The organism is Rossellomorea marisflavi, from assembly GCF_001274775.1.
GTDB classification, from domain to species: Bacteria; Bacillota; Bacilli; order Bacillales; family Bacillaceae_B; genus Rossellomorea; species Rossellomorea marisflavi.
This window is the reverse complement of sequence record NZ_LGUE01000004.1, coordinates 742556-767241: the sequence shown is the minus strand read 5'-3', so window position 1 is coordinate 767241 and position 24686 is coordinate 742556. Positions and strand designations below refer to the sequence as shown.

Genomic DNA, 24686 nt, shown 5'->3' with positions numbered 1-24686 from the left:
CTTTTGGGTGGGATCATGAACGAAGCAATCGCAACCCGTTCAGGATTACCAGGATGGTGCTGCCTTCATGGCCGATGACCCCATATGGAAGATCGAGGACTTGAAGGAAATTGGACGCGATGAGGAGCATGATGACGGATATGGAGAAGATGACGTTCTGCTGGACGATTCGCTTCATACGCTTTGACAGCTTGATGGCTTCTGCGATCCGGGTCAGATCGTTTTTCATCAGGACGACATCCGCTGTCTCCAAGGCGACGTCTGTTCCTTCACCCATGGCAATTCCGACGTTGGCCGTGGCAAGGGCAGGCGCATCGTTGATCCCGTCACCGACCATGGCGACGGTCCCGAAGTCCTGTTTCAAAAGCTTCAGTTCATCCACCTTGGTCTCGGGAAGACATTCGGCAATGAAGGAGGAGACGCCTGATTCCTGTGCAATGGCACGTGCGGTCTTCTCGTTATCCCCGGTGAGCATGATTGTTTCAACGCCTTCATCGGCAAGGAGCTTCAGGGCGTCAACGGTTTCCTTTCGTACAACGTCCTTCAACGCAATGAGGGCGATGATCACACCGTCACGTTCGACGAATACCGTCGTCTTCCCTTCAGACGCCAATGTTTCATACCTGCCATCCATGAAATTGGATGCAGCGGTGCCCATGAAATCGGCCTTTCCGATCTTCCATTCGGAGCCGTCCATGACGGCCTTGACTCCCCAGCCCGAGATGTCTTCAAGAGAATCGGGTTGGGTAAGCTGGATCCCTTCGCTGCGGGCGTGTTTGACGATGGCCTGGGCGAGGGGGTGATTCGATTGATTCTCGATGGAAGCGACCACTTGAAGGGTGTCTGCTTCATCTTCAGAAGTCAGGAAGTCTGTGACGACCGGTTTTCCTCTTGTCAACGTCCCGGTCTTGTCGAATGCGATGGCTTTCAGGTTGCTCAGGTTCTCCAGATGTGCTCCGCCTTTGAACAGGATGCCGTGGCGTGCCCCGTTGGAGATGGCAGAGAGGCTCGCCGGCATGATCGATGCGACCAGGGCGCACGGTGAAGCGACGACGAGGAGCACCATGGCACGGTAGAAGGTCTCATTCCAGCTCCACCCCAATGCGAAGTGGGGAAGGAACATCATCAGGACCACGACGGCAAGGACCACCTTGACGTAGGTCCCTTCAAACCGTTCGATGAACAATTGGGAAGGGGACTTTTCCGACTGGGCCGATTGGACGAGATCGATGATTTTCTGGAACAGGGTCTCGCTGCTCGGTTTTGTCATTTTGACCGTGATGGCCCCGTTGATGTTCACGGTTCCGGCATACACTTCATCATCCGCTGACTTGGTGACAGGGACCGCTTCTCCCGAAATGGCGGCCTCGTCAATGGAGGTGGTGCCTTTGACGACCATCCCGTCCGTCGGTACGCGCTCGCCCGGTTTGATGAGGATCAGATCCCCGATATCAAGGGAGCTGACCTGCACCTTCTTCTCACCGGTCTCTGTGATGAGCCAGGCTTCTTCAGGCTGGAGCTCCATAAGGGCTGAAATCTCCTTCTGGCTCTTGTTCATCGTGTACGTTTCAAGGGCTCCGCTCACGGCGAAGATGAAGATCAGGATCGCGCCTTCGGTCCAGTAGCCGATGATGGCCGAGCCGACGGCAGCGAAGATCATGAGCATCTCCACGTTCAATTCTTTGTTTTCGATGGTCTCCTCGATGCCTTCCTTCGCCTTGGCAAAACCGCCGATGACGAATGCGAGAAGATAGAAGATGATGCTCAGGGAGGACTCATCCTTCGAGAAGAGCCAGCCGAGGAGGATGAAGACCCCGCTGACAAGGGCGGCAATCAGTTCGGCATGGGGTTTGATTTTTTCAAGGAATGGGAGTTTGCTATCGGAACTCCCCAGGCTTAGGGCTTTGGACTGTGAACTCATAGTGGATTCCTCCTCTAGTGTGATGGAACTAATTGATAAAGAATGGTTCTCAATGAGAATAATAATCAACATCAATACCCTTATAAAACGACGAAAGCTGCCACCAGTTAGGATGACAGCAAATCTATTGAGATCCAAGCTTTCAAATCAGTAATTTATAATTATTATAATTTATACTATCACATCTATATGGAGAAGGAAAGGATTATGTGCTAGTATTTTTCCGCTATTTCCCTGCGCCTCGTCTGAAGGGAAAAGGTCACAAGACTGATGAAGATGATAAGCAGCATGGTGGCAATCATATAGAAGAAACTTGGTCCTTCAAGCTTCTCGATCGTCACTCCACCGATGAACGGACCGATCATGCTGCCGAAGCTGAAGAAGATTCCGCACATGATATTGCCCGCTGGCAGAAGCTCCTTAGGCAGGAGGTCGGTCATATAGCTGATCCCGAGGGAGAAGGTCGATCCGACGGCCATCCCGGCAAGGGCGAAGCATGTGAAGAGTCCGATGGTGGAATGGGAGACGAATCCCGCAGCCGTGAAACAGCCGGTCCCGATGATCATCACGATAATCAGGACACTTTGCCTGCCTACCCTGTCACTCAGTATCCCTAAAGGAAGCTGTGATAAGATGCTTCCCGCCGCGAATGCAGGAAGGAGGACCGCCACTGCATCGACGGATATCCCGTTCCTTAGGGCGAAGACGGGAAAGTTCCCGTTCAGCGATGCTTCAAGGAATCCGTATCCGAGGGGAGGCAAAAGGGCGACCCATGCGTATCGGAAGACTTTCCCGAACCGGCGGAATGATCCGACGAAGGTGGCGTCACCCATATTCTCTGTTTCGGGGAATTCATTCTTCAGCTTGAACACGAAGCCCCAGACGATGAGCGTCATGAAGGAAGAGATGATGAACGGAAGCGCCTCATGAACGGCAAGAAGCTGGGTCATGAGCGGCCCGACGGTGAAGCCGATCCCGAAGGACAGCCCGTAGATCGAGATATTGCGACCCCTGTGTTCCTTCGGTGAAAACGACGTGATCCAGGTTTGAGTGGCAAAGTGAAGCATATGATCCCCCACTCCGATGCAGAGTCGGAGGAAGAACCAGAACCAGAAGGTCTTCCATATAGGGAAAAGAAGCATGGCGGCGGCCACGGTGATGCCGCCGATGATGATCATGGGACGATACCCGATCTTCTGAAGGGGCTTCTCCATGAGAGGGGAAGCAATAAGGATCCCGATATACAACGCAGTGGCATTCAATCCATTCAAGGAAGAAGACACGCCGTCCTGTTCAAATATGATGGCGATCAGGGGGAGGAGCATCCCCTGTGAGAATCCCGAGATCGACACGATGGCCACAAGGACCCAGAAGCGAAACGATAATTGTTTATTCATATGCACGGACTCCAGTCTATGTTGGTTACTCTTAGATGGTAACGGGTTCCCCTCATTTTGGCAATATGAGGATGAACCGTTTGTCAGGGTTTAGGACATATGATCGAAAAAAGGATCGGAAAGGGAAGAAGGCAAGAAAAAAGTGGTGACTTATATAAAAAAATATCATTATAGTAGAAAAGTTAAATAATAGATCACGAGGTAATCGAACCTTGTAAATAGTGGGGGATAGAATTTAATGATGAAATTAATATTATTCCTGAAAGAATATTTTTCATCATATATAAGTGGGTCAGGGGAACTAGTATCAGGAGGGGGTACGGATCACTGCAAAAATGTTCTTATGTTCAAAGGTTGTTCCATCACACCACAAAGGAGTTGCAGATCTATTTCTAGTCATTTTGATGTGTTGATTCATTCGGACTAGATAGCGGTATTTTTAATATATCTTTCTCATTTTGGCTGAGAAGTGAAGGGAAGAAAAATGGGTGCTATGCAGGTATAGTTATTGTTAAACAATTCAGAAAAGTTAATAAAATTCAACTAGAATCCTTTATTGACAGTGTGGTAATATTTTCATGATTCCAAGGGGAGGGAGGGAAAAGGTCATGAGTAATGGGACATTGAACAGTGTGGAGTCATTGCTTCAGGAAATCGAATCGATTGAAGTGATGGAAGTATCAGAGTCCATGATGCTGTCGGAAACCGGGGCGACGAGTGGGTCGAGCTCATCGGGAAGTACGTCATGCTGCGGATCATGTTCGTGTGTAAGCTGTGGTGCCTGCACCAGCTGTGGAGGCTAAAATCGATCGGGGGAGGAAATGAAATGATAAAGGCGGCAAATAACGAAGTAGCAGACTTGCTTCAAGAGATCGAATCCATCGAGGTCATGGAAGTGTCAGAATCCATGATGCTATCAGAAACTGGTGCGACTAGTGGATCCAGTTCATCAGGAAGTACATCATGCTGCGGATCATGTTCTTGCGTGAGCTGTGGCGGTTGTACAAGCTGCGGATAACGAATTCTGAAGAATCGGGGACTAATGATGACTACTACTCTTAAAATCGAATCCTTATTAGAAGAAATAGAGTCCATCGAAGTGATGGAAGTATCAGAATCAATGATGTTATCAGAAACAGGGGCTACTAGTGGGTCCAGTTCATCAGGAAGTACGTCATGCTGCGGATCATGTTCATGTGTCAGCTGTGGCGCTTGCGTAAGCTGCGGCGGTTGATGCAATGAGGGGGACCGGCTTTCCGGTCTCCCTTTACCCCAAATCAAGTCGTTTGAAACCGGGACTTACCTCCTGAATGTTGGGATTTATCTCGAAACGATAGAAGACCACCCAATAGTTTGGTACGATTCAAGTAGTTTGAATTTACAGAAAATACATATGGAGTGTGGTATACAAAATGCTCTTCCCGTGGTACTTGATCAGAGAAAACACGCTATCCTACAGCGATTTCGCACCACTCCGTTCCACTGAGCTCGTTGATTTTGTTACTGAATCCCATTTGCACCTGGAGTCGTTCCAGCGCATGAAGGATGAAGTGGTGGCGGCACTTGAAGTCGACTTTCACGAAACAAAAGATCCCTCCCTCCTGAATGTGAAGCGGAAGGTCTTCAATCGGAAAGGCCTCAAGGAGGAAGAAGCCGTGACGGACGCCCTGGAGGAATACCGTCTGGTACGCGACTTCATAGAAGAAGATCGTGCTGCCGGTGAAGCGCTTTTCCATGCAACCGAGGCCAGTCACCGTAAACATCTGTGGATCCTCTTCAAAGAAAAGCCGGTCGTGACGAATCCGCTGCCCTTGGTGAATCATCAGATGCATCACAAGCTCGATAAGTTCCTGTCCACCCCGCCGGACACGCATAAATCAAAGGTGAAGAAAATCGATAGCACACTGCTTCGGATTGCCTCCCGTTCCACCTTCAAAACCAGTCCGTTCAGCTCATTCACGAGTATCGACCTGAAATCATTCACACCCCAACCAGAAGCTCCTGCACCCCATTATCAGATTGAATTGAATTATTACATATGGCAAAAAATCCTTCAGCTCATTGCCAACGATCCCGACTTCATCCCTTATCTTACGTACCTCTACTCCGGTAGGCATGAAGATGGAATCGTGGATTTCACTTCCCGGATCGACTTGAACCGGGGGAAAATCTTTAACAATATCGAAAACCATTTTATCGCGAAGGACAATCCGATCTTCTCTGCCCTCTCCAACTTCAATCGTCCCATCGCTTACGAAGAAGTCCTCTCCCTCCTTCAGCCTTTCACTTCAGAGGAGAAGGCGGAACGCTTCTTTGTTGATGGCCTTCTGAAGAAAGGGATCCTGTATGCCGATTTTGAACTCGATGAGTACGCAAAGGATGTACGCGGGGATTTTTACAAGAAGCTCGGCTCCCTGCCTGACCACCATAAGATCAAGCTTGTTGTCGAGACGATGGAGGCGATCGACGGCCTGGTGGATGAATATCGCCTATCCGGGTGGAAGGAACGCTTCAGGATCTATTCCAAGATCATGAGCCGTCTCACAAGGATAGAGGAAGCCTTCGGTTATACGTTCACGAAAGAAAATCTATTCTATGAGGACTATCTGGCTCCCGCAAGCAACGATCTTGAACTGGATGAATCCTTCATCCGGGAGATCGGAATCGTTCAGAAGCTTGCCATTCTGACGAGTATCCCGCTTCAGTTCAAGTATGAGTTCGCCCATAGGTTCCACGAACGGTACAAAGGGAAGTCCATGGCCGTCAGGAAGAAAGAAGTGCGCGACTTGTATATGGAAGAAGTGATGAAATTCACGAATTGGACCGATATTTTGGCGGGTGTACCCGATTTGAAATCACCTGGCGGACAGGTGATGGAGGAGATCAAGGGGGAGATCCGGGACCTTTTCCAAAAAGCAAAGCATGGGGACGGCCGACTCATCGGAGATGAAATCCTAGCTCTGTACGATTCATTCATTGAGCGGACCGGATTTAGCAAAGAACATCTCTCGTCTACGGCACTCTTCCAGAAAACAGAGGACGGCTATATTCTGAACAAGCTGTATGCGGGTCATATGAAGCTATTCACCCGCTACTTTCAATACAGCCCGTCGATCTATGAAGATTCCCGTTTCAAGGAATATGTCGCACAGATGTGCCCGGATGTCCTTGAGATACGCGAGGGATTCGGATTCAACGCGAATCGGCATGAGACGTTCCTGAACCAACGTCTCATCATTCCGGGAAGCAAGACGAATCCAGCCGATGAAACGGCCCACTGGAGTAATGATCTTCACTATCGTTACAACGAAGAGAGTGGGCTCATAGAGATTGTCGGAGAGGATGGCCCGCTTGAGATTGACTATATCGGAAGTCTTGTCGACTATATGATGCCCCCGAGCATCAGGATGCTTTCGACGGGGCTGACGCCGAGGTTCGATCCCGGTCTGGTGAAACTTTGGGAAATCCATGAGGAAACCCAGCCTGTGATTGATCACATCCCAAGGCTCCATCTTGGGCATATGGTGATCATGAGGGAGAAATGGCTCCTCGATACGTCACACTTCCTGCACGAAGAAGAGGTGTACGATCATTACCGGAAGACGGTCACCCGCTTCAAGGAGCTCGGGTTGCCCCTTGAATTCTTCGTGAGTCGCATTGTGGACGCAGAGACCTACGATTTTGAGAAATCAAATCGATCGGATATGAAACCTCAGTATATGAATCTATTTTCCCCCCTATTTTTCAAAGAATGGGTCAAGCTCCTGAAGGAAGAATCAAGATTGGTTGTGGAGGAGCTTTATCCGATAGGTGGGGGCGAAAATCATAACATAGAATACCAGGTGGAGGTGAGCATGGATGAAAAGGCTGACTGATTTGACGGAAATCCGCTTATTCTTTTTCGGGAGTGAGGAGCAGAAGGCACATGTGTACTTCGACTGGGTGATCCCTTATTTTATGGAACTCGGTGTCCCTTTCCATGCCGAGCGTGACTGGTTCGGGGGTCCGAACTATAGGGTCGTTCTTGAGGGAGATGTGAATCTGGGAGACGTAAAGTCCCATTTCCGTTCCCACTGCATGAGGGAACATGGAGAAATCGACGAAGGGGAGATCCTTCGCAATCTGGCAGCCTATCAAAAGAACACGGCAGTGGTTGCAGGGATGGAGAGACGCGAGCATCGCAACGTGAGCCATCTGAATCATCTAGAGGTAGAAGCCGGCACCATCCCGGAGTCCTATGTGAAGAAGAGGTTCCACTCATTCCTTCACTTGAAGGTCCATACCGAAGCCCTATTCAAGATGCAGGCCTTCATCAATCACCACTTGTCACAGTGGAGAGGGATGGATCAGACGGCGAAGATCAGCCATACCGCACGCTTCTTCAGGGATGTGCTCCCTTACTCGCGCTTCGAGGAAAAATACGCGGTTCTCGTATATGTATCCAATATCGAGGGGGTCCTCGCCATTGCTGAATCCATGAAGAAAAAGCAGGCATACATAAACACCTACGAGCGGGTGTACGACGTATTGAACCCCCGTGAGCTTTTTGCAGGAAAGGACTACGAAGAAGCATTCGGCATGGATTGGAGCGAGACGATCGGAAGCATCGACTCCTTGATCACGACCAATCTTGAAGGTCTGGCAGGCGAAGAGGAAGGCTATTATTCCCATCGGGAGCAGCGTGAGCTCCTTTACCAAAACATCCGTGAGATCGGGAGTGGATTCCATGATGAACTCATGGCGAGGAATATCGAGGGGCTCCTCGACCACGAGGAGCATGCCCGCTTCAAGTATTTAATCAACGTGGTCTATAAGTTCATCCATATGATCGGCGTCTCCTTCAATGAGAAGAACGTGGCCTGCTATATCGTGAGCCGGTTCATCCTTGAGGAAAACGGGACCACATGGGACGAGATCCTCAAAGAAAGGGGAGAGTCCTTTGTTCCTTAAAACGAGAACGAATTTCTTCCCGTCATTTGATAAGAGTTCAGATGTGCTTCATATCCAGAAGAATGACACGCTTCAGAAGGTGAGGATGGAAAAGGGGCTGTATGAAGAGTTCCTTGGAATCCTGGGGGAGTTCAACGATGGTTCCTCCGCAAATCTGGACGGGAAATCCACGGACTATAAAAGGGTGCTCAAGTTCTGTCTCCATCAAGGTCTCCTTGACCAACCCTTGGAAGACGATGAACCTTTCCTTCTCCGTTACGTGGAGAACGCCTATGACGACTACAGGGCGGTGTGGGATAAGATCGTCTCGACCCCGGTCGATGTGATCGATGCTCCACCATCCATTTCTGGGCTTCTCAACGAGAACGGTCTGCAGACAGGCGAAGGGGAAAAACGGACCATACGCTGGATCGATGGAGACGGTCATGCAGACCCCGGGGATTTTGTCATTCTTCATGACAATGGTCATCATGCTTTCTTCATTCATGAGAATGAACGCGATCTTCATCTAGCTAAGGGCCTCGTACAGAGAGAGCGGAGCGGGGGTCCGTTGGAACTGGGAAAACGGGTTGCAGGTGTAAGGGCACTGGCGGAATGGGTCAAGTATATCGTGGACCCCCATCGCAAGAAGTTCGTGACCGTCCTGTATGACACCGGTGAGTCTGCTGTCATGGGGAAAGCCGATGTCACCTCGACCTTCCCGCTGTATGAGAGGACGTTCCTGGACGCGGATCCCGACCTTTCCTTCATCCAAAAGCTTGAAGGGCGGTGGACGAGCTTTCATTCCCTGGATGTGTCCATCAATGAGGGAAGCCCGGAATTTCCCGTTCACCTCCATGTGGCCCCGTATGAAATCCGTTTCCAGGACTTTACGCATCGAAGCATTGACTATGAGTATAAAGATGCGGCCATCCACGCCCTGACAAGGGGAATCGAAGGGTATCTGTGCAGCATCGATGACAGTAGCTGGGTAGCAGACTACTCAAAGGAGCGATTTTATATCAGGGGGATGGTCCCTTTCCTCGGTAAGACAGGGGAATTCGTCGAACTTGCCGCGTTGCCGGCACGATATGAAGAGCGCATCGGTTCGATCTTGGTACAAACGGACTCGATCAATAAGATCGCGGTCATCCTTGAGACACTGTTCCGAGAAGATGTCTTCGTCTTATACCTGGTCGACCAAGACCGCCGGGTGCTCTACAAAGGTACGGCGGAAATCGAGCTTGGCAGGGAACTGAGTCGGGCGCTTGCATGGGTGACCGGTCATCTGCTCAATGGCCTTGAAGTCAGTGGAGGGACGCTGGAAGGTTCATTTAGGGCCATCCCTTTCCCCCTTGAACAGAAGACTCCATCCGATATCCACGAAGAGCTGACACGAGAGCTTTCGGATATCCCGATCACGGAATCGGCATGGATCTACCAGGGTAATGTGGAAGATGCAGGGCTATATGTAGGGAAGTTTGAAAGGGGTGAAGCAGGATGACGATCATGACTGAAACCGGGCTTCCCATCATGGACCGAAGCAGCCATCTTTTCGTAGGCCCGTGGAAAAAGGAGCGCGGACACGCCTGCTTTACCTGCTTCACCTCATACCTTACTTCAAATGGAAGTAACCTTGCTTCGATCCTTGACCATGAACTGAGAGGACCTGGTGAAAGGGATTGTGAGATCGACCTCGATGGAGTGGATCTCCATTCATTCATCAATCGCGTCCTTGTCATCGATAAGCGGTCTTGGTCGATGACTTGGAAGAAATTCCGCAAGAATCCGTTCTGTCCCGAGTGTGGGGTGGAATGGGAGGAAGAGCGGAAAACGGAGCTTCATCTGACAGACGAACCCCATTTCAGGGTGAAATCAGGAAGGGAAATCTCACAGCTTCTGAAAAGGTATGAAGATGAACTGATAGATGCTGATACGGGAGTCGGCAAGGCACTCTTCCGCGATGCAGAATCGAATATCATCCCCATGTACGCCATCGAAGCGGTCATCCATGATCGGACGTTCTACTCATATGGGCGCACGACGGGGATCGCGGAATCAAGGAATGCAGCCATCCTTGAGATCCTTGAACGGTATTCAAGCATGGTTCCGAGATTCAAGGCACCCATCATTGCCTCCTATGAAGAGTTGGCGGCACAGAAGGAAAAGGTGGTGCCGCCTGGGCGTTACATCCTGCGCAAGCCCCTTGATCCCGACCGCAAGCTCCACTGGACGAGCTGCCAGGAGGTCGGGACCGGAGAGGTATTCTTGATCCCGGAGCAGATGATGTACTTCGATAATCAGCTCCTGAGGGGTGAAACCCGCTTCCTATACGAGACGTCCAATGGGACTGCCCTTGGTGGGAGTGTGGAAGAGGCGTTGGTGTATGCGATCCTCGAGGCGGTGGAGCGGGATTGCTTCCTCGTCCACTGGTATACGAAGCGCCTTCCACGGATCATTGATCAGGAAAGCCTGGCGAGTCCCCATGTGAAAGGGATCCTCCGTACGCTTGATCAGCTCGGATACGAGACCTACTTATTCGACATCACCCTCGAGACAGAGGTCCCAGCCGTATGGGTCTTGCTCCGGAACACTGATCCAGATGGGCAGCTTCATCTCTACAATGCCGCAGGCTCACACTTCGATCCCGAAGCAGCGATTTTCGCGGCCCTTGTGGAAGCGGGTACCTCGGTCATCGTGTATGAAGAGAAGCTCCGAGCTGAAAAGCCGGGCCTCTACCACCTGATCGGCAGCCCGGAAAACGTCACCCACATGGAGGATCACGTGAACTACTATGCCTTCAGGGAGAACAGCGGTGCATTCGACTATCTCTTCGATCGGATGGCCGATCTTGAGCGCATCCGTGTGGAGGAGATGGCTCCGCGTTTCCCGTTCTCATTTAAAGGAATCGTCGAGAAGGTAATGGAGCACCATCCCCGGGTGTATTTCACCGACATGGGGAATGAACTCATCGATGAGATGGGGCTTTCGGTGGTGAAGGTGTTCATCCCGTCCCTGCAGCCCATGACATTCGGGAAGCAGAACGAGAGGCTGAATATGGAACGATTGGAAGCGTGGAGTGAAGGAGAGGTGGAGGTAGGATGCGAACCGCACCCCTTCCCGTAGTCGATCCTTTTCGTTATTTTACGGAGGAGCGATACGAACGCAATCGGTATGCCTATTCGATGAGAAGGATGCCGACAACCACTGTCTTGGAATATCGGGACGGGGTGAACGTACCGGCAGAAGCGGCGGAGTGGATCAGGAGGACGTTTGCCTATACTTCTTATGATCCCCTCAGTCCATATCCTTTCAGTAAATCCGTTCCTTCTCCAAGGGGCATCCATCCGTTCGTACCGGTTTTCTCTGCTGGCGGAAACCGATACGTCTACGACGCAGGCCGGGACCGTTTCGCCTACGTCGGGCGTGACGGAAGAGAGAATCGGTTCTCCCTCTGCATCGACCTGTTCAGGGTGTGCGGGGTATATGGTGAGTTTGGATTCCCACTGGCCCTGATGGAGTGCGGCCACATACTTGCCGACCTTTATCCAGCAGTGAAAAGGGGGCGATTTACCTTCAGGAACCATAATGAAATGCATCCCCTCGCCCCGTTCCGTAAAGGAAACCTCATCGAATTCTATGAAGGGGAGCTGCCGGTTTCCATCGAAGCCGGATGGGACGATATCGGTGAAGGCGGGGTCGGCATCCAAGATGACTTCGTTCAAGAGCTTCATTTTCTTGGAATGGAGCGATGGATGTCCAGAGCGGCGTCGGTCGCCCCTTCCATCCCGGCACTTCCCGGAACCATGGAAGGGAGGGGATGGGGCAACCGGACATCCTTCAACGGAAGGCTGGGTCTGTTCGCCCGCCCCTCTGTGATGGAAGGGAGGACGTTTGCCAGACTGCTCGAGATAGCCGGACACTATGAGGCGCTTTCGATGACATTCTTTGTGCAGTCGGTTGATGGTATGGAGAAAGGGGTCTATCGAATGGAATCTGGCGGACCGAAGAGAATGGGAGGGTTCGAGAGTCTGAATGATCTTTTTCATGAAGGGAAACGGACGATGAACCTGGATCGCCTGCCTCTTGCCATCATCTTATCCGTCCGAAACGGTGAGTTGGCTTCATTCATCTACGCCCATGTCCTCGCCGGTATGTGCGTGCAGGAGATGTCTGCTGCCTTTTCCGGGGAAGGGCGCTTTACCCGTCCGTTCAAAAATATCAATGACGCATACTTGAAGCAAACAGGGGAGTCGAAGCTATATGGATGCCTATTCGGATCCGGAACTTCCGCTACCCGGCAATCATGGAGGTGAATCTAGTGAACTGGCATTCTTATCATATTTTCATCCATGACATGAGTGAGCATGATCGATTCCTTCAGCAGGTGGTGCGTGGGATCGTGGATGATACGCAAATCTATTCCTTCTTTTTCATCCGTTACTGGCAAGGTGGTCCCCATATCCGTTTCCGTTTCCAATCGGAGCATGCAAACGATGTGATCAGCGAGCTGAAGCAGCGATGCCGTGCATTTTTCCGGGACTACCAGCCCTCTTTCACACTTGAAAGGGAAGCCTTCTACAGCCGTCAACTCTTTGATGGCACGGCGCCGGATGATGCGGAGCTCTACTGGGTGAAAGACAGGTCGATAAAGGAGATCCCTTACGAACCCGAGCTTGAGCGGTATGGTGGGGAAGACGTGATGGCAGAATCGGAGGCCATCTTTCATCAAAGCAGCCTGCTGGCCCTCAAGCATTTGGAAGGCATTGCGGGTCCTGCGATACCTAAGCGGCTGCTCCTGGCATGCGACTTTTTCATCGACATGCTCAAGGCTTTGACAGAGGAAGAGGGACATGAGCTCATCCTGCGGTACACTGCCTTCTGGTCCCGATTCGATCAAGGAAGCATCGATCCAGTACAGAGGGAGCGGTTCCGCACCCTGTACTGGAAGCAGCGGGCCATGGGAGGGCAGAGTGGTTCTCTGGAGCTGGATAGGATCAGCCGGATCGTCGAGGGGATCAACGGAAAGGGAAAGCGGCATCTTCTCCCGTATTTGATCTTCTCGCACATCCACATGTATAACAATCGGATCGGCCTGCCGCCGAATCTGGAGAGCACCGTGGCGATGATCGCGGGAAGTGAGAAAGAAGGAGCGGTTGCGAAGTGAAGTGGGATTTTACATTCAGTGCAGGGGATACAACACAGCGATACCGGAATTATCATCGGTCGTCAAGTCATGCCCCGCTCATGCAGATGAGGAAGGCGCCGAGGCGGGAATACGAAGTCCGGGACCTTGATTCGAATGGAAAGCGTGTCAAATGGCATATGGACCCGGGACGATTTGATCAGGCAGGAGGAAAAACCTTTGCCGATGTGATGAAAAACAGGAGGACATCATGGAATTTCGGCGAAAGGGATGTAACAGAAGAAGAACTGAAGGAGCTCCTGCTGTTCAGCTTCGGTATCAGCGAGCCTTTGGAAAAAAAGCGCACCTACCCTTCCGGCGGCCAGTTCTATTCCCTGGAAATCTACCTGCTTCCGACCATCCGTTCCGTGGCATCGGGGCTTCTCGAGGAAAAGGTGTACAAGCTCAATGTGAATGAAGGGACGCTCGTGGAAATGGAGGATCTCGATCTGGCGAAGCTTCCCTTGCTGAGCGCTTCCACGGACGTCGGATTCTTCTCATTGAAGGAAGCCCAGTGCGTCGTCGTACTGGTGGGCAATGATCGTGATCTATCGGTAAAGTACATGGATCTCTCATACAGGATCATGCTTCTCGAAGCCGGCCACATGGCACAAAATTTCCTTCTCACCTGTACCAGCCTCGGTCTCTCGTCCGTGCCGCTGGGAGGGTTCCATGAAGGGGAAATCAAAAATATGCTGCAGCTCACGGACGACAAGATGGTGCTGTATACGCTACTAGGAGGATGACGATGGAGAATCAAGTGATCAGGTTGAAAGACGACTATATGATCCTATCCAATCCGAGGGACCGGCGTGAGGTCATCGTTCTTGATAAAAAGGAAGAAAAGATCATCCTCAAATTCAATCTCGGTCCTCAATTCGAAAAGGTCCAACTGGATTTTGAAGCGGTCCTGAGGCATTTCGTCTCCCTTCAAAGCTTGAGTGGAAGCATTGAAGGAAAGCTTGCCATGAAGCTGCTGCAGACACATCCGCGATTGTTCGACCTAGCGGGGTTCACAAGTCCCGCTTTGAAAGAGGATTACATACAGTATGAGTTCGGGAGGTCAATCCGTCCGGAATCGCTTTATGAAACTTACCTGGGACCTGAAGGGAAGAAAACCTTCATCCTCTGGGGAATCAGTGAAACCAGCCTTACCCTCAGCCGGACCCTGTCATCACTGGGGATGAGCGTCTCGATCATGGAGCCCTCTCTGAGTGAACGGGAGGATATCCAGCTTCAAAAGCTCTTGACCATGCACGGGTCCAGTTCGGTTGAAGAGCTTTACGGGGAGAGGGTCCAATGGGTCACTCCGGAGGACCAGGAGGGAGTCTGGATCATCGATAACCGGCTTCTTGAACTGAATCTGATCGATGCAGACAGGGCTCTGGGCCAGATCGCTTCATCGATCGCCGTGCACTACGGATGCTACACCGATGAATTCACCGTCGGACCATTGGTGCTGAAAGAAGAAAGCTATGGATACACGGAATTCAGGAAGATCCATGGTGGGACGCCTGCCCTTCCTACCGTTCCCCAGTCCATGATCCAAGCGGGTCTCATCCAGCGGATCCTTTATTTCATTCATGAAGATACGCTCAAACACTTGGCAGAAGATGTCCAGCTTCCCATCAACGGTGCCTTTGCATTTGATAACGATAGCTTCAATTCCAAATTAATCGACATAGAAGGTGGTTGGTAACCATGATCCTCAATGTGAATAACCTCAATAAAGCCTATGGTTCGAAAACGATCTTGAACAATATCTCCTTCAAGGTGGAGGAAAATAAAATCCTGGCCGTGATGGGACCGAACGGGGTTGGAAAGACGACCCTCCTAGAGATCCTCATGACCTTGAAGCCGTGGAACTCAGGAGAAGTAGAGCTCATCGGCATGGACCTGTCCAAAGCAGCGAATCTGTCCAAGATCCGCTCGAATATCGGAGTGGTCTTCCAGGAAGGTGGGATGTACGCTTATCTCAAGATTGCCGAGATCCTCGACCTGTTTGCTTCCTTCCATAACATCAATGAAGAGCGTGTCCGCCACGTCATCGAGATCTTCTCACTCGAATCCCATCTGAACGTGAAGTTCGAGAAGCTGTCTGGGGGGTGGAAAAAACGGATCCTCCTCGCGTGTGCGTTCCTGAACTCACCGAAGATCCTCTTCCTGGACGAACCGACGACCGGTCTCGATCCGGAAGCAACGAACGATTTGTGGACGAATATCTCCGTTGCCAAAGAGCAGGGAGCCACCATCATCTTGTCCACTCATTCCCTTGAAGAAGTGGATATGTACGCCGATGAAGTGATCATCCTGAATAAGGGCATGATCGCAGAACGGGGAAATCCGAGGGAGCTGAAGCATAAGCACGGCACCCTATACTTCAAAGAAGCCTATTTCAACGTGATCAAAGAAAGGAAGGCGGCCAATGAATAAATCGCTGATCAAACTTAGTAAGTATGATTTCCTAGTCTTCTTCCGGGAGCCTTTCTTCGCCCTTCCCATCATGATATTGCCGGGCATCTTCTTTTTCGTTTTCATGAAGATCTTCAGTAATACGATAGGCGGGGCTGAGAACTTCGGACCGTATATCCCGATCTATGGATTACTCATTTCATTCCTTGTCCTATTCTTCAATATCGGTCTGCAGTATGTAACGGAGAAGGAGCGGGGGATTCATAAGCGGCTCGTACTGTCGTCCATCAGCATTTATCAGATCATTTTCACGTACGTCATACGCGGTGTGCTGCTTTCGCTTCTCGGGTTTGCCCAAATCCTTGCCATCGGGGTATTCGTGTTCAAGACGACCATCACGGATCATATGATTGTGTTCCTGTTGACGTTTGTGATCGTGATCGGGATTACGCTGTTGTTCAGTTTGTCGACGCATAATCTGTTCAAGAACTCGCGTCAGGTGCTTCCGTATACGATCATCATGTTCCAGTATGTGCTGTTCGGATCAGGGTTGATGTTCCCGACGGATCAGCTGCCTGGGTATTTGAAGTTTTTTGTGGATATCAATCCGTTTTATCATATGAAGGAGATCTTGCTCGGGGTATGGCACTGGTCGGGTGTGGAGATGGTGAATGTGTTGTATCTGGTGTTTATTGTGTTCTTGTGTTTGGGATTGATTTTCGTGAAGTCGAGGTCGAAGGAGTATTGAGGTGTGGTCGTCATTCCTGATGGGTGGCGGCTTTTTTGTTTTATCGGGTTCTTTTTGGTGAGGGTCCGTGCCTTTCCGCTGCGGCAGGTCGCTTTCCGCGGGGCGTGCGGTGGAGCCTCCTCGTGCCTGCGGGGTCTCCCACGCCCGCCTAACCGCAGGAGTCGACCTGCCTCCGCTGCAAGGCACTCTTGGATGATTGAAGGGGATTTGGTTCCCATCATCTCGTGATAGACAGGTGGATCCGCATCCCGATCTATTTTTATGAAGGGTTAAGGGAGAAGGCAGACCGTGCCTTTTCGCTGCGGAGGGTCGCTTTCCGCGGGGCGATCGGTGGAGCCTCCTCGTGCCTGCGGGGTCTCCCCCGTCCGCCTAACCGCAGGAGTCGACCGGCCTCCGCTGCAAGGCACTCTTGGATGATTAGGAGGGTGGGATGGAAGATTCACATCGCATCGTTTTTGGCACGAGAGACAGCACATACCTTCCATGAAAATAGCCATCGTGGACAGACGGTATTCTTGGATTCCCTACTTAGATTTTCTTCTTTAATGAAGGTACCCCACCCATTATCAAGTTAGCATGCTTCATAACACCAAAGAGTGCATTGAAGCGGAAGGCGCTTGACTCCGACGGGAATAGAGGAAAGCTCGAGACCCCGGAAGCGCAGCTGAGGAGGCTCGACTTCCTCCCCGCGGAAAGCAAGCGCCTGCAGCGGAAAGGAACGGCCCGGGTGTTTTCTCTATCTCCATTTCAATGAAGAATCCATGCTTTACAATAAGGGGCATGGTGCTGTTGATGACCACTCACGCTTGTCAACACCAAAAAGTGTAGCGAAAAGGAACGGCCCGCGTGTTTTCTCTATCTCAAAACCAGGAGTGATTTCCGCCTGAATCAACACACATCGTATAATCTTAAGAAAATCATATTCAAAAGAGATTTGTGCTTTATTGTTAGTTAGGATGCACGCAATGACCGACCAACGCTCACTCTTGTGAAAGCAAAGAGTGCATTGAAGCGAAAGGCGCTTGACTCCGACGGGAATAGAGGAAAGGTCGAGACCCCGGAAGCGCAGCTGAGGAGGCTCGACTTCCTCCCCGCGGAAAGCAAGCGCCTGCAGTGGAAAGGAACGGTCCACGTGTTTTTTCTATCTCCATTTCAATGAAGAGTCCATGCTTTACAAGAAGGGTCATGGAGATCTTGATGAACACTCACGCTTGTGAACACCAAAGAGTGCATTGAAGCGGAAGGCGCTTGACTCCGACAGGAATAGAGGAAAGCTCGAGACCCCGGAAGCGCAGCTGAGGAGGCTCGACTTCCTCCCTGCGGAAAGCAAGCGCCTGCAGCGGAAAGGAACGGACTATTTTTTTCTCTATCTCGATTCCAGGACCACAGGTCCCTATGGGAGTTGAAGTGGGCTTTCAAATATGTTCCCGTTTGAATTTCATGAGCGCGTGGACACAAGAGGATTGATTTTCATACCAGGAGGGAATAAAACCTTCACAAAGGGCATTGCTTGTAAGGAAGGGGAGTAGGATAATTAGCCGTTGTTTGAACAAGATAATCTTTAATAGAAGCAAGTGAAATCATATTTTTATTCGGAAAGAAGGAAATAGGTATGAATAAGGTATTTGCAGGCCTGGTGTTTATCGGGGTTCCCGTTTCTGTGGCCGGATCGCTGCTGCACTGGTCGAGTGTTCTGATGTTTGTGATCTATTGTTTGACGATCATTTCCCTTGCTGCATTCATGGGAAGGGCGACGGAGAGTTTGGCCGTGGTGTCTGGTCCACGGATCGGAGGACTGTTGAACGCGACTTTCGGGAATGCCGTAGAATTGATCATTTCGATCTTTGCCTTGAAAGCAGGTTTGATCGGGGTGGTGCTGGCGTCTTTGACGGGGTCGGTGCTTGGGAACCTGCTCCTTGTCGCAGGACTATCGTTCTTTATCGGGGGCGTGAAGTATAAGCGTCAGAAGTTCAATGTGTTTGATGCCCGGCATAATTCAGGGCTTTTGATGTTTGCCGTGATCGTGGCATTTGTCATTCCAGAGATCTTCTCCATGGAGATGAATGAGTCCAAGACCATGACGCTTAGTATAGGGATCTCCATCATTCTTATCGCCCTTTACCTGTGTGCCCTGTTCTTCAAGCTGGTGACCCATCGCGGTGTGTATCAGCAGAATGAAAATGCCAAGGCTCATGAGGAGGAAGAGGCGGAATGGAGCAAGGGGAAGGCGATCCTGATCCTTCTCTTATCCACGGTGGCCGTTGCGTATGTGTCGGAGCGCCTCGTCCATACATTCGAGGAAGTGGGCCGTACCTTCGGTTGGAGTGAGCTGTTCATCGGGGTCATCATTGTGGCCATTGTCGGGAATGCCGCCGAGCATGCATCCGCTATCATCATGGCGTTCAAGAACAAGATGGATGTGGCAGTTGAAATCGCCGTCGGTTCCACGCTTCAGGTCGCGATGTTTGTGGCACCGGTCCTGGTACTGGTTTCACTGTTCTTCCAGACAAACATGCCTCTTGTATTCACGATACCAGAGCTCGTAGCCATGGTGTCGGCGGTCCTTGTGACCATCGTCATTTCCAATGACGGGGAGACGAACTGGTTCGAGGGGGCGACGCTCCTGGCAGCCTATGTCATCATGGGCATCGGGTTTTATCTGCTATAGGGGAGACCGGTCGTGGCAATCACGGCCGGTTTTGTTGTTTCCAGATTCTTTCAAGATGGGAAGGTGGATAAGGTGCCAAGGGGAGGAAAAGCTAATGGCAAACAGAAAGTTGAAAGGAGTCACCACTATATGAAAGCCATTCGCATCATCACCATCATCATTCTTTTCTTCATAACCGGGACGGCAGTCCTTCATGCAGAAAAGGAGCCGAAGAAGCAGCCGGCCCCGGCAGCGCCTTCCCGCTCCGAGGTCAAGGTGCCCAATTCCGTCCTGACCATCACGAAAGAGAATACGTATCCCAATTCCACTCAGGATCAGCCCTATCTTCAGCCGAGTGAGTGGGCACAGAAGCTGATTGAGACATCCAATGTGGATATCGAGAATCCGAACCTCATCAAGATCCTGAATGAGTCGACGGTCAACTCGGCGCCGACGATCGGTCTCCGCGCAACGATTTATCTTGGGGAATGGCCACTTAACTATTCTTCAACTGAAACATCGCCTAACTGGGAGTTCCAGAAGATCAATACGAACTATTTCGATAATCGCGGGGGGACGGCGAATCATCAGATCCATTATGTTCAGGAGTCCCAGAAAGCCGTCAAGGGTGGCTTGACCGCAAAGGTTCCCCATGCGGAAGACGTCCAGAAGATGATGCTTATCAAAGCAACGGAAAAATCCAATCTGCCTCTTGCTTTCCAGACGATTGTCGGAGCAGGTACGAAGAAAGATCAGGTATATAACATCTCCCCGAGGCGCATGGGGTATCTATATGCATATGCTCCGGCCATCAATGAAAAAGGAAAGGTCACTTATGGGGAAGTTTACCTTGTCATGAAAGGTACGAAGCGTTCCATCGTCGTCAAAAATGTAACCTCACAGGGAGTCGGGGCTTGGATTCCGATTCAGGATCATGTCCATTTCGGCTTCATGGCCACTGAAACACCAAGATAAGTTTATTGGAAGGGGGAATCGGGTATTAAAGAGATTCCCCCCTTTTTTTCTTTTGCCCAGTATGATACAATAATTAGAATATTCTGAAATAATGGAGGTGAGCCCGATGTATCTCATGATCTTCAGCCTGGCACTCGTTGTGATCGTCAGCGCCCGTTTCTGGTATGAAGCACGAAAGGCGAGGAACTATGCAGCGCACGTTAAAAGCAAAGACTATCATCAGATCGATCCACAATTGGAAGAACTTGTTCCGAGGGATCGACGACAATGAAAGCACTACGGAATCCGATTCCGCAGTGCTTTTTGTTTTTTTACACGTAGCGGATCGGGGCAGGCTGGTAATAGGACGGGGACACCGGTCGTTCCGCCTTGCAGGCCGGGCCGATGTATGTACCCGGATGGATCGGTGCCGTGACATCTTTCCACATCTTCTCGTCGATACAATATGTTTCCGCCATCACTTTCGCAGGAGTAAGGGCGAGGATATCGGAGCCAAGGATGACTTCAGGGGTCGGGGCATCAAAGATGGCCAGAAGATGCGTGTCGTCCGTAAGAGCCTCCTCATAATGCCACCAGCCTTGAGGGACATTGGCTACCATACCCGGAGTGATGACTTCATTGATCAGCTGCCTTGTGAAGGGATTCAAGAGGGTGACCCTGGCTTCACCGGATATACAGTACACAAGTTCAGATGCATTCTGATGATAGTGGGGCTCCACATAGAATCCCTTGCTGAGAAAGATATCAAGAAGGGACGAGTTTTCAAGGGTGTTCAGATGCTGGACTCCAAGGACATTGATCAGGTTTTGGCTATTGAGCTTGAAAAGGGGGCTTTTGTTCAGATCGAAGCTGAACTGAGCGGAGTCAGCAGTATAATCCATATATTTCGTCATACGCATCACCTTCTTTTCATGATGATATAGGATATGGGCGGAGCGTGATTTGGTGCTTGGGCATATAGTAGGCAGGTTTGGTAAGATGAAGAGGAGGAGGGATGGATATGACACAGATAGAGGAAGTAGCGCTGAGCTTATTTCAGGAAAAGCACGTCGAGTATTTGAAAGGATTTCAATTGCCGCCTGAGCAGGCGAAGTTTACCGCTCTGCCTGAACAGGTGTGGGAAGAAGCGGAAGGACAGTATCGGGTGGTGATCCTTGCGGAAGGAACGCCGGTGGGATTTTTTCTGCTGCATTCCACAGACAGGGTGAAGGAGTACACGGACAATCCGCATGCCATGCTCCTGACCGCTTTGTCAATCGATCACAGACAGCAGGGAAAAGGATATGCAAAAAAAGCCATGCAGATCGTGAAGGAATGGGTCAGGCTGGAATTTGAAGCCTGCAATGAAATCGTGTTGGTCGTGAATCATAAAAATATCCCGGCTCAAACTTTATACAGGCAGACAGGCTACCATGATACGGGGCGGAGGAAGATAGGGAAAATCGGAGAGCAGTTCATTTTTGCACTGTCCATCAGATGAAAAAAGAGAAAGGAGCCATAAGCCCCTTTCTCATTAACGTGTGATCCTGGCTTCCCGGGTCGAGAAGTCTACGTCTTTGTAGTACATAGATTTTACAAGAACATTCGGTCCCAGACAGCGTGCTGCAGGACAATGGCAGTTCAGCTCTTTTGCAAGCGGCTGCTGTTTCCAGCGGTCGTATACCTCGGGAAGGGTGTCGGTCTTGATATTCCCGAGCGGAGGCGTATCACCGAAGTCCGTGACAATTACATCACCAGTGAAAATATTCACATTCAGGCGTGAACGGCCGTCCGGATCATTACGCACGCTCACATTTTTGCTTTTGTACAGTGTCTGAAGAAGTTCAAGGTCTTCATCTGAAGAACTGCACGGATAAAACGGCAGTGTTCCGAAGAGCATCCATACATTCTCGTCGCGGAATGAGAGGATATCGCGGATGGCATCGGAGGTTTCTTTCAGGGTTAATGATTCAAGGCTGGAGGCATAGTCTGATGGGTACATAGGGTGAATCTCATGCCTCCCGCACTTCATTTCATCCACTACTTGACGGTGGATTTTCTCAAGATACGGCAGGGTGCTTTTGTTGAGCATCGTTTCCGCAGAGACGAGAACCCCATGTTCTGAAAGGGCGCGGCTGTTCTCGATCATACGGTCGAACAGCTTTTGGCGCTGCTCTCTTGTAGGCTTTCGTTCCATATTGGCAAACCCGACATCGATGAATTCATCCGTTGTTCCCCAGTTGTGGGAAATATGGAGCACATCAAGATACGGGGCGATCATCAAGTATCGATCCAGGTCGAGGGTAAGGTTCGAGTTGATTTGCGTCTTCACGCCTCGCTCGTGGGCGTATTTCAAGAGTGGTAGAACATAATTCTCCACGGATTTCTTGGACATCATCGGCTCCCCGCCGGTAATACTAAGGGAACGGAGTGTCTTGATCTCGTCGAGTCTTCCCAGGATCATCTCGATCGGAAGGGCACTCGGATCTTTTGGCGAAAGGGTATAACCGACGGCGCAGTGTGCGCATCTCATATTGCAGAGGGTCGTCGTCGTGAATTCGATGTTCGACAGGGTCATATCCCCGTGTTCATCGACGTCAAGGTAGGCTTCCCAAGGATCATGATCAATCGTCATGCCCTTTGAAGCGGTTTCTGTCTTCATGATTAAAAGCTCCTTTGATAAATGGGTACTCATTCATTATTGAGAAACGTTCGGCCCTTGTCAATCCGAAAGATATTCGTTACCATAGGAAGGTACTGAAAGGAGAGAATACCTTTGGGAAAAGCCATTCATGACAATGAATCACAAGTAACGTACCTGAAACAGCGCCTGAACCTTTTCGTGGACGTCCTCGACTCCATCGATCCCGAGCAGGCTGACATAGACGATATCGACCGTCTCATCGAAATGATCGATGATATCGAAACGAAGGTCGAGCAATTCAAGAAAAGTGAGTGAGAGTCCTGGTGAGGGCTCTTTTTTTATATGCAACGCATGGTAAAATATGCATAAAACCCTGGAGGTATCGCCATGGACATTTCCCGTATTACACTGGAAGAATGTGAAGAAGCGAAAAATCTTATATTGGAAGGCTTCAGGGAACGGTTCGGCTGGATCGATGATACCTTGAATCCCGATATAAAGGACATTGCAGCATGCTATGACGGAGTAGACAACCATTTTTTTGTTGGTAAGGATCAACAGGGTATCGTATGCACGGGTGCATTGAAAAGGCAGGGTGTCTCCACATATGAAATCGTCCGTATGTCGGTCCGTGCCGATATGCGCAGTAAGGGCCTAGGACGAACCATGCTCCAGCATCTCGAAGACGCGGCAAAAAGCCTCAAGGCGGTCAAACTGGTCCTTGAGACGAACCGGGCATGGGAGGATGCGGTCGGATTTTATAAGAGGAGCGGGTTTATCAATACCGGGGAGAACGAAAGCCGGTTCTATTTCGAAAAAATCCTTACAGGTCCATCCCGGCCTTCTTCTGTTTCTTCCTGATCGCATCGCACACATATTTGATGAGGAGACCGGTTGCGTATAAGGTCAGGAATCCATAGAACGTATTCCAGTGGATCATGTGGTACAGATGAAACTTGATGAAGAGCGGAATGCCGATGAAGGCAACGATGGCCGAATGGATCGTATGGGCGTACAGGTAGTAGGTCCATTTGCTGAAATATTGGTAAATAAGCGTCACCATGACGGGCAGGATCGCAAAATCTACGGTATTGAAGCGATGGGTGAAGACGAGAAACTGATGTGGATAGGCCCACAATCCGAAGAATTTGCCGATTTCGTCCAAACTCCCGATCACGAAGAAACTGATGAAGAAGACCAGCAGGATGAACATGTATCGCTGCCTGTCGATCAAAATGAAAAAAACCACGAGAAACAGCAGGCTGATGAGCAGGATCGCCCACCAATGGGGACTGAAAAGGTCGTGATGGAGCCACTGGCTGTATTCTGCTTCGTGGGTTGATTGCACCGTTTTTTCAATGGTTGAGTTCATGTGGTTCACCTCTTATAGGAATTGTGGACGAATCGGGGGAGGATTATTCACTATCGGTTGGACTGCCGTGGTGTTCAACGTATTGGCACAATGATCATGGTGCGATAGGCGCGCATCACAAAAAAGTGATATGCGCCCAGACACATCACGATTGATAAGCATAAGATGCCACTGTGAGAAACAGAGGAGGAATGCTTCTATGCAATACGAACAACAACCAACCTATATACAACACGGATTTGATGAGCGCTATCGGCCAGGTTTTGGCGGTGGGTTTGGAAGACCGGGATTCGGCTTTGGTCGTCCAGGATTCGGATTCGGACGCCCATTCTGGGGTGGACCGTTCATCGGAGGCCTGGCAGGAGGATTGCTCGGTGCGTCGCTACTGGCTCCGGGTTATGGATATGGGTATGGCTACGGGTATCCACCACCGTATTACGGATATGGCCCATATTACTATTGATCACTGACTGAAAA

At 50.5% G+C, this 24686-nt stretch carries 27 protein-coding genes; 22 read left to right on the top strand and 5 right to left on the bottom strand.

Annotated features, from left to right (window positions below):
* Positions 1 to 13: 13 nt before the first annotated feature.
* A complete protein-coding gene (locus AF331_RS14065; protein WP_053428708.1) occupies positions 14 to 1921 on the bottom strand; it encodes a heavy metal translocating P-type ATPase in 1908 nt (635 codons plus the stop codon).
* 212 nt (positions 1922 to 2133) lie between these two features.
* Positions 2134 to 3318 (bottom strand): MFS transporter, encoded by a 1185-nt coding sequence (locus tag AF331_RS14060; RefSeq protein ID WP_053428707.1) that lies wholly within the window; start codon positions 3316 to 3318, stop codon positions 2134 to 2136.
* Positions 3319 to 3926: 608 nt separating this feature from the next.
* Between AF331_RS14060 and AF331_RS21965 the strand changes: the two genes are divergently transcribed.
* The 18 genes from AF331_RS21965 to AF331_RS22460 all read left to right on the top strand — a co-directional run bounded on the left by AF331_RS21965 (position 3927) and on the right by AF331_RS22460 (position 20485).
* A complete protein-coding gene (locus AF331_RS21965) occupies positions 3927 to 4121 on the top strand; it encodes a thiazolylpeptide-type bacteriocin (protein ID WP_079514794.1) in 195 nt (64 codons plus the stop codon).
* A complete protein-coding gene (locus AF331_RS23175) occupies positions 4064 to 4336 on the top strand; it encodes a thiazolylpeptide-type bacteriocin (RefSeq protein ID WP_367037724.1) in 273 nt (90 codons plus the stop codon). The genes AF331_RS21965 and AF331_RS23175 overlap by 58 nt, the downstream gene beginning before the upstream one ends.
* A gap of 412 nt (positions 4337 to 4748) precedes the next feature.
* The gene (locus AF331_RS14050) at positions 4749 to 7193 is read left to right on the top strand and encodes a lantibiotic dehydratase (RefSeq protein WP_160316558.1); all 2445 of its coding nucleotides are present in this window, start codon (positions 4749 to 4751) and stop codon (positions 7191 to 7193) included.
* Entirely contained in the window at positions 7177 to 8268 is a 1092-nt protein-coding gene (locus AF331_RS14045) for a hypothetical protein (protein ID WP_053428704.1), read from the top strand. The genes AF331_RS14050 and AF331_RS14045 overlap by 17 nt, the downstream gene beginning before the upstream one ends.
* Positions 8258 to 9751, top strand: a complete 1494-nt coding sequence (locus AF331_RS14040) for a hypothetical protein (RefSeq protein ID WP_053428703.1) — start codon at positions 8258 to 8260, stop codon at positions 9749 to 9751. Before AF331_RS14045 ends, AF331_RS14040 begins: the two co-directional genes overlap by 11 nt.
* On the top strand, positions 9748 to 11373 hold the full coding sequence (locus AF331_RS14035; RefSeq protein ID WP_053428702.1) for a YcaO-like family protein: 1626 nt from the start codon (positions 9748 to 9750) through the stop codon (positions 11371 to 11373). Before AF331_RS14040 ends, AF331_RS14035 begins: the two co-directional genes overlap by 4 nt.
* Positions 11349 to 12563, top strand: coding sequence for a hypothetical protein (locus tag AF331_RS14030; protein WP_053428701.1), 1215 nt, complete (start codon positions 11349 to 11351; stop codon positions 12561 to 12563). Before AF331_RS14035 ends, AF331_RS14030 begins: the two co-directional genes overlap by 25 nt.
* Positions 12515 to 13414 carry a thiopeptide-type bacteriocin biosynthesis protein gene (locus AF331_RS14025; RefSeq protein WP_082346979.1) on the top strand — a complete coding sequence of 300 codons (900 nt, stop codon included), beginning with the start codon at positions 12515 to 12517 and terminating at the stop codon, positions 13412 to 13414. The genes AF331_RS14030 and AF331_RS14025 overlap by 49 nt, the downstream gene beginning before the upstream one ends.
* A complete protein-coding gene (locus AF331_RS14020; RefSeq protein ID WP_053428699.1) occupies positions 13411 to 14178 on the top strand; it encodes a SagB family peptide dehydrogenase in 768 nt (255 codons plus the stop codon). Before AF331_RS14025 ends, AF331_RS14020 begins: the two co-directional genes overlap by 4 nt.
* A gap of 2 nt (positions 14179 to 14180) precedes the next feature.
* Complete coding sequence (locus AF331_RS14015; RefSeq protein ID WP_053428698.1) at positions 14181 to 15131, top strand: hypothetical protein; 951 nt, start codon at positions 14181 to 14183, stop codon at positions 15129 to 15131.
* 2 nt (positions 15132 to 15133) lie between these two features.
* Complete coding sequence (locus tag AF331_RS14010) at positions 15134 to 15865, top strand: ABC transporter ATP-binding protein (RefSeq protein WP_053428697.1); 732 nt, start codon at positions 15134 to 15136, stop codon at positions 15863 to 15865.
* Positions 15858 to 16592 carry an ABC transporter permease gene (locus tag AF331_RS14005; protein ID WP_048006874.1) on the top strand — a complete coding sequence of 245 codons (735 nt, stop codon included), beginning with the start codon at positions 15858 to 15860 and terminating at the stop codon, positions 16590 to 16592. The genes AF331_RS14010 and AF331_RS14005 overlap by 8 nt, the downstream gene beginning before the upstream one ends.
* 601 nt (positions 16593 to 17193) lie before the next feature.
* On the top strand, positions 17194 to 17346 hold the full coding sequence (locus AF331_RS22475) for a hypothetical protein (protein ID WP_160316557.1): 153 nt from the start codon (positions 17194 to 17196) through the stop codon (positions 17344 to 17346).
* A 234-nt stretch (positions 17347 to 17580) separates the two neighbouring features.
* Positions 17581 to 17751: a hypothetical protein gene (locus tag AF331_RS22470; protein WP_160316556.1), complete on the top strand. Its 171-nt coding sequence runs from the start codon at positions 17581 to 17583 to the stop codon at positions 17749 to 17751.
* Between the two features lie 73 nt (positions 17752 to 17824).
* Positions 17825 to 17998 (top strand): hypothetical protein, encoded by a 174-nt coding sequence (locus AF331_RS22465; protein ID WP_160316555.1) that lies wholly within the window; start codon positions 17825 to 17827, stop codon positions 17996 to 17998.
* 206 nt (positions 17999 to 18204) lie between these two features.
* A complete protein-coding gene (gene cax / locus AF331_RS13995; RefSeq protein ID WP_053428695.1) occupies positions 18205 to 19260 on the top strand; it encodes a calcium/proton exchanger in 1056 nt (351 codons plus the stop codon).
* Positions 19261 to 19389: 129 nt separating this feature from the next.
* Complete coding sequence (locus AF331_RS13990; RefSeq protein WP_053428964.1) at positions 19390 to 20214, top strand: YfkD famly protein; 825 nt, start codon at positions 19390 to 19392, stop codon at positions 20212 to 20214.
* Between the two features lie 106 nt (positions 20215 to 20320).
* Complete coding sequence (locus AF331_RS22460) at positions 20321 to 20485, top strand: hypothetical protein (RefSeq protein WP_156450570.1); 165 nt, start codon at positions 20321 to 20323, stop codon at positions 20483 to 20485.
* Between the two features lie 40 nt (positions 20486 to 20525).
* On the opposite strand, the gene AF331_RS13985 is transcribed toward AF331_RS22460, so the two are convergent.
* Entirely contained in the window at positions 20526 to 21107 is a 582-nt protein-coding gene (locus tag AF331_RS13985; RefSeq protein ID WP_053428694.1) for a cupin domain-containing protein, read from the bottom strand.
* Positions 21108 to 21214: 107 nt separating this feature from the next.
* Here AF331_RS13985 and AF331_RS13980 point away from each other — a divergent pair, with 107 nt between their 5' ends.
* A complete protein-coding gene (locus AF331_RS13980) occupies positions 21215 to 21694 on the top strand; it encodes a GNAT family N-acetyltransferase (protein ID WP_053428693.1) in 480 nt (159 codons plus the stop codon).
* Between the two features lie 33 nt (positions 21695 to 21727).
* Here AF331_RS13980 and yfkAB read toward each other — a convergent pair whose 3' ends face one another.
* Positions 21728 to 22855: a radical SAM/CxCxxxxC motif protein YfkAB gene (yfkAB, locus tag AF331_RS13975; RefSeq protein WP_053428692.1), complete on the bottom strand. Its 1128-nt coding sequence runs from the start codon at positions 22853 to 22855 to the stop codon at positions 21728 to 21730.
* Positions 22856 to 22969: 114 nt separating this feature from the next.
* Between yfkAB and AF331_RS13970 the strand changes: the two genes are divergently transcribed.
* Together AF331_RS13970 and AF331_RS13965 are read left to right on the top strand one after the other, a co-directional pair.
* Positions 22970 to 23152, top strand: coding sequence for an SE1561 family protein (locus tag AF331_RS13970; protein WP_048006881.1), 183 nt, complete (start codon positions 22970 to 22972; stop codon positions 23150 to 23152).
* Positions 23153 to 23224: 72 nt separating this feature from the next.
* Positions 23225 to 23698 carry a GNAT family N-acetyltransferase gene (locus tag AF331_RS13965; protein ID WP_053428691.1) on the top strand — a complete coding sequence of 158 codons (474 nt, stop codon included), beginning with the start codon at positions 23225 to 23227 and terminating at the stop codon, positions 23696 to 23698.
* Here AF331_RS13965 and AF331_RS13960 read toward each other — a convergent pair.
* Complete coding sequence (locus AF331_RS13960) at positions 23661 to 24209, bottom strand: hypothetical protein (protein ID WP_053428690.1); 549 nt, start codon at positions 24207 to 24209, stop codon at positions 23661 to 23663. The two genes, AF331_RS13965 and AF331_RS13960, sit on opposite strands and share 38 nt — an antisense overlap.
* A gap of 199 nt (positions 24210 to 24408) precedes the next feature.
* On the opposite strand from AF331_RS13960, the gene AF331_RS13955 reads away from it, so the two are divergent.
* On the top strand, positions 24409 to 24672 hold the full coding sequence (locus AF331_RS13955; protein WP_056533171.1) for a hypothetical protein: 264 nt from the start codon (positions 24409 to 24411) through the stop codon (positions 24670 to 24672).
* Positions 24673 to 24686 lie beyond the last annotated feature (14 nt).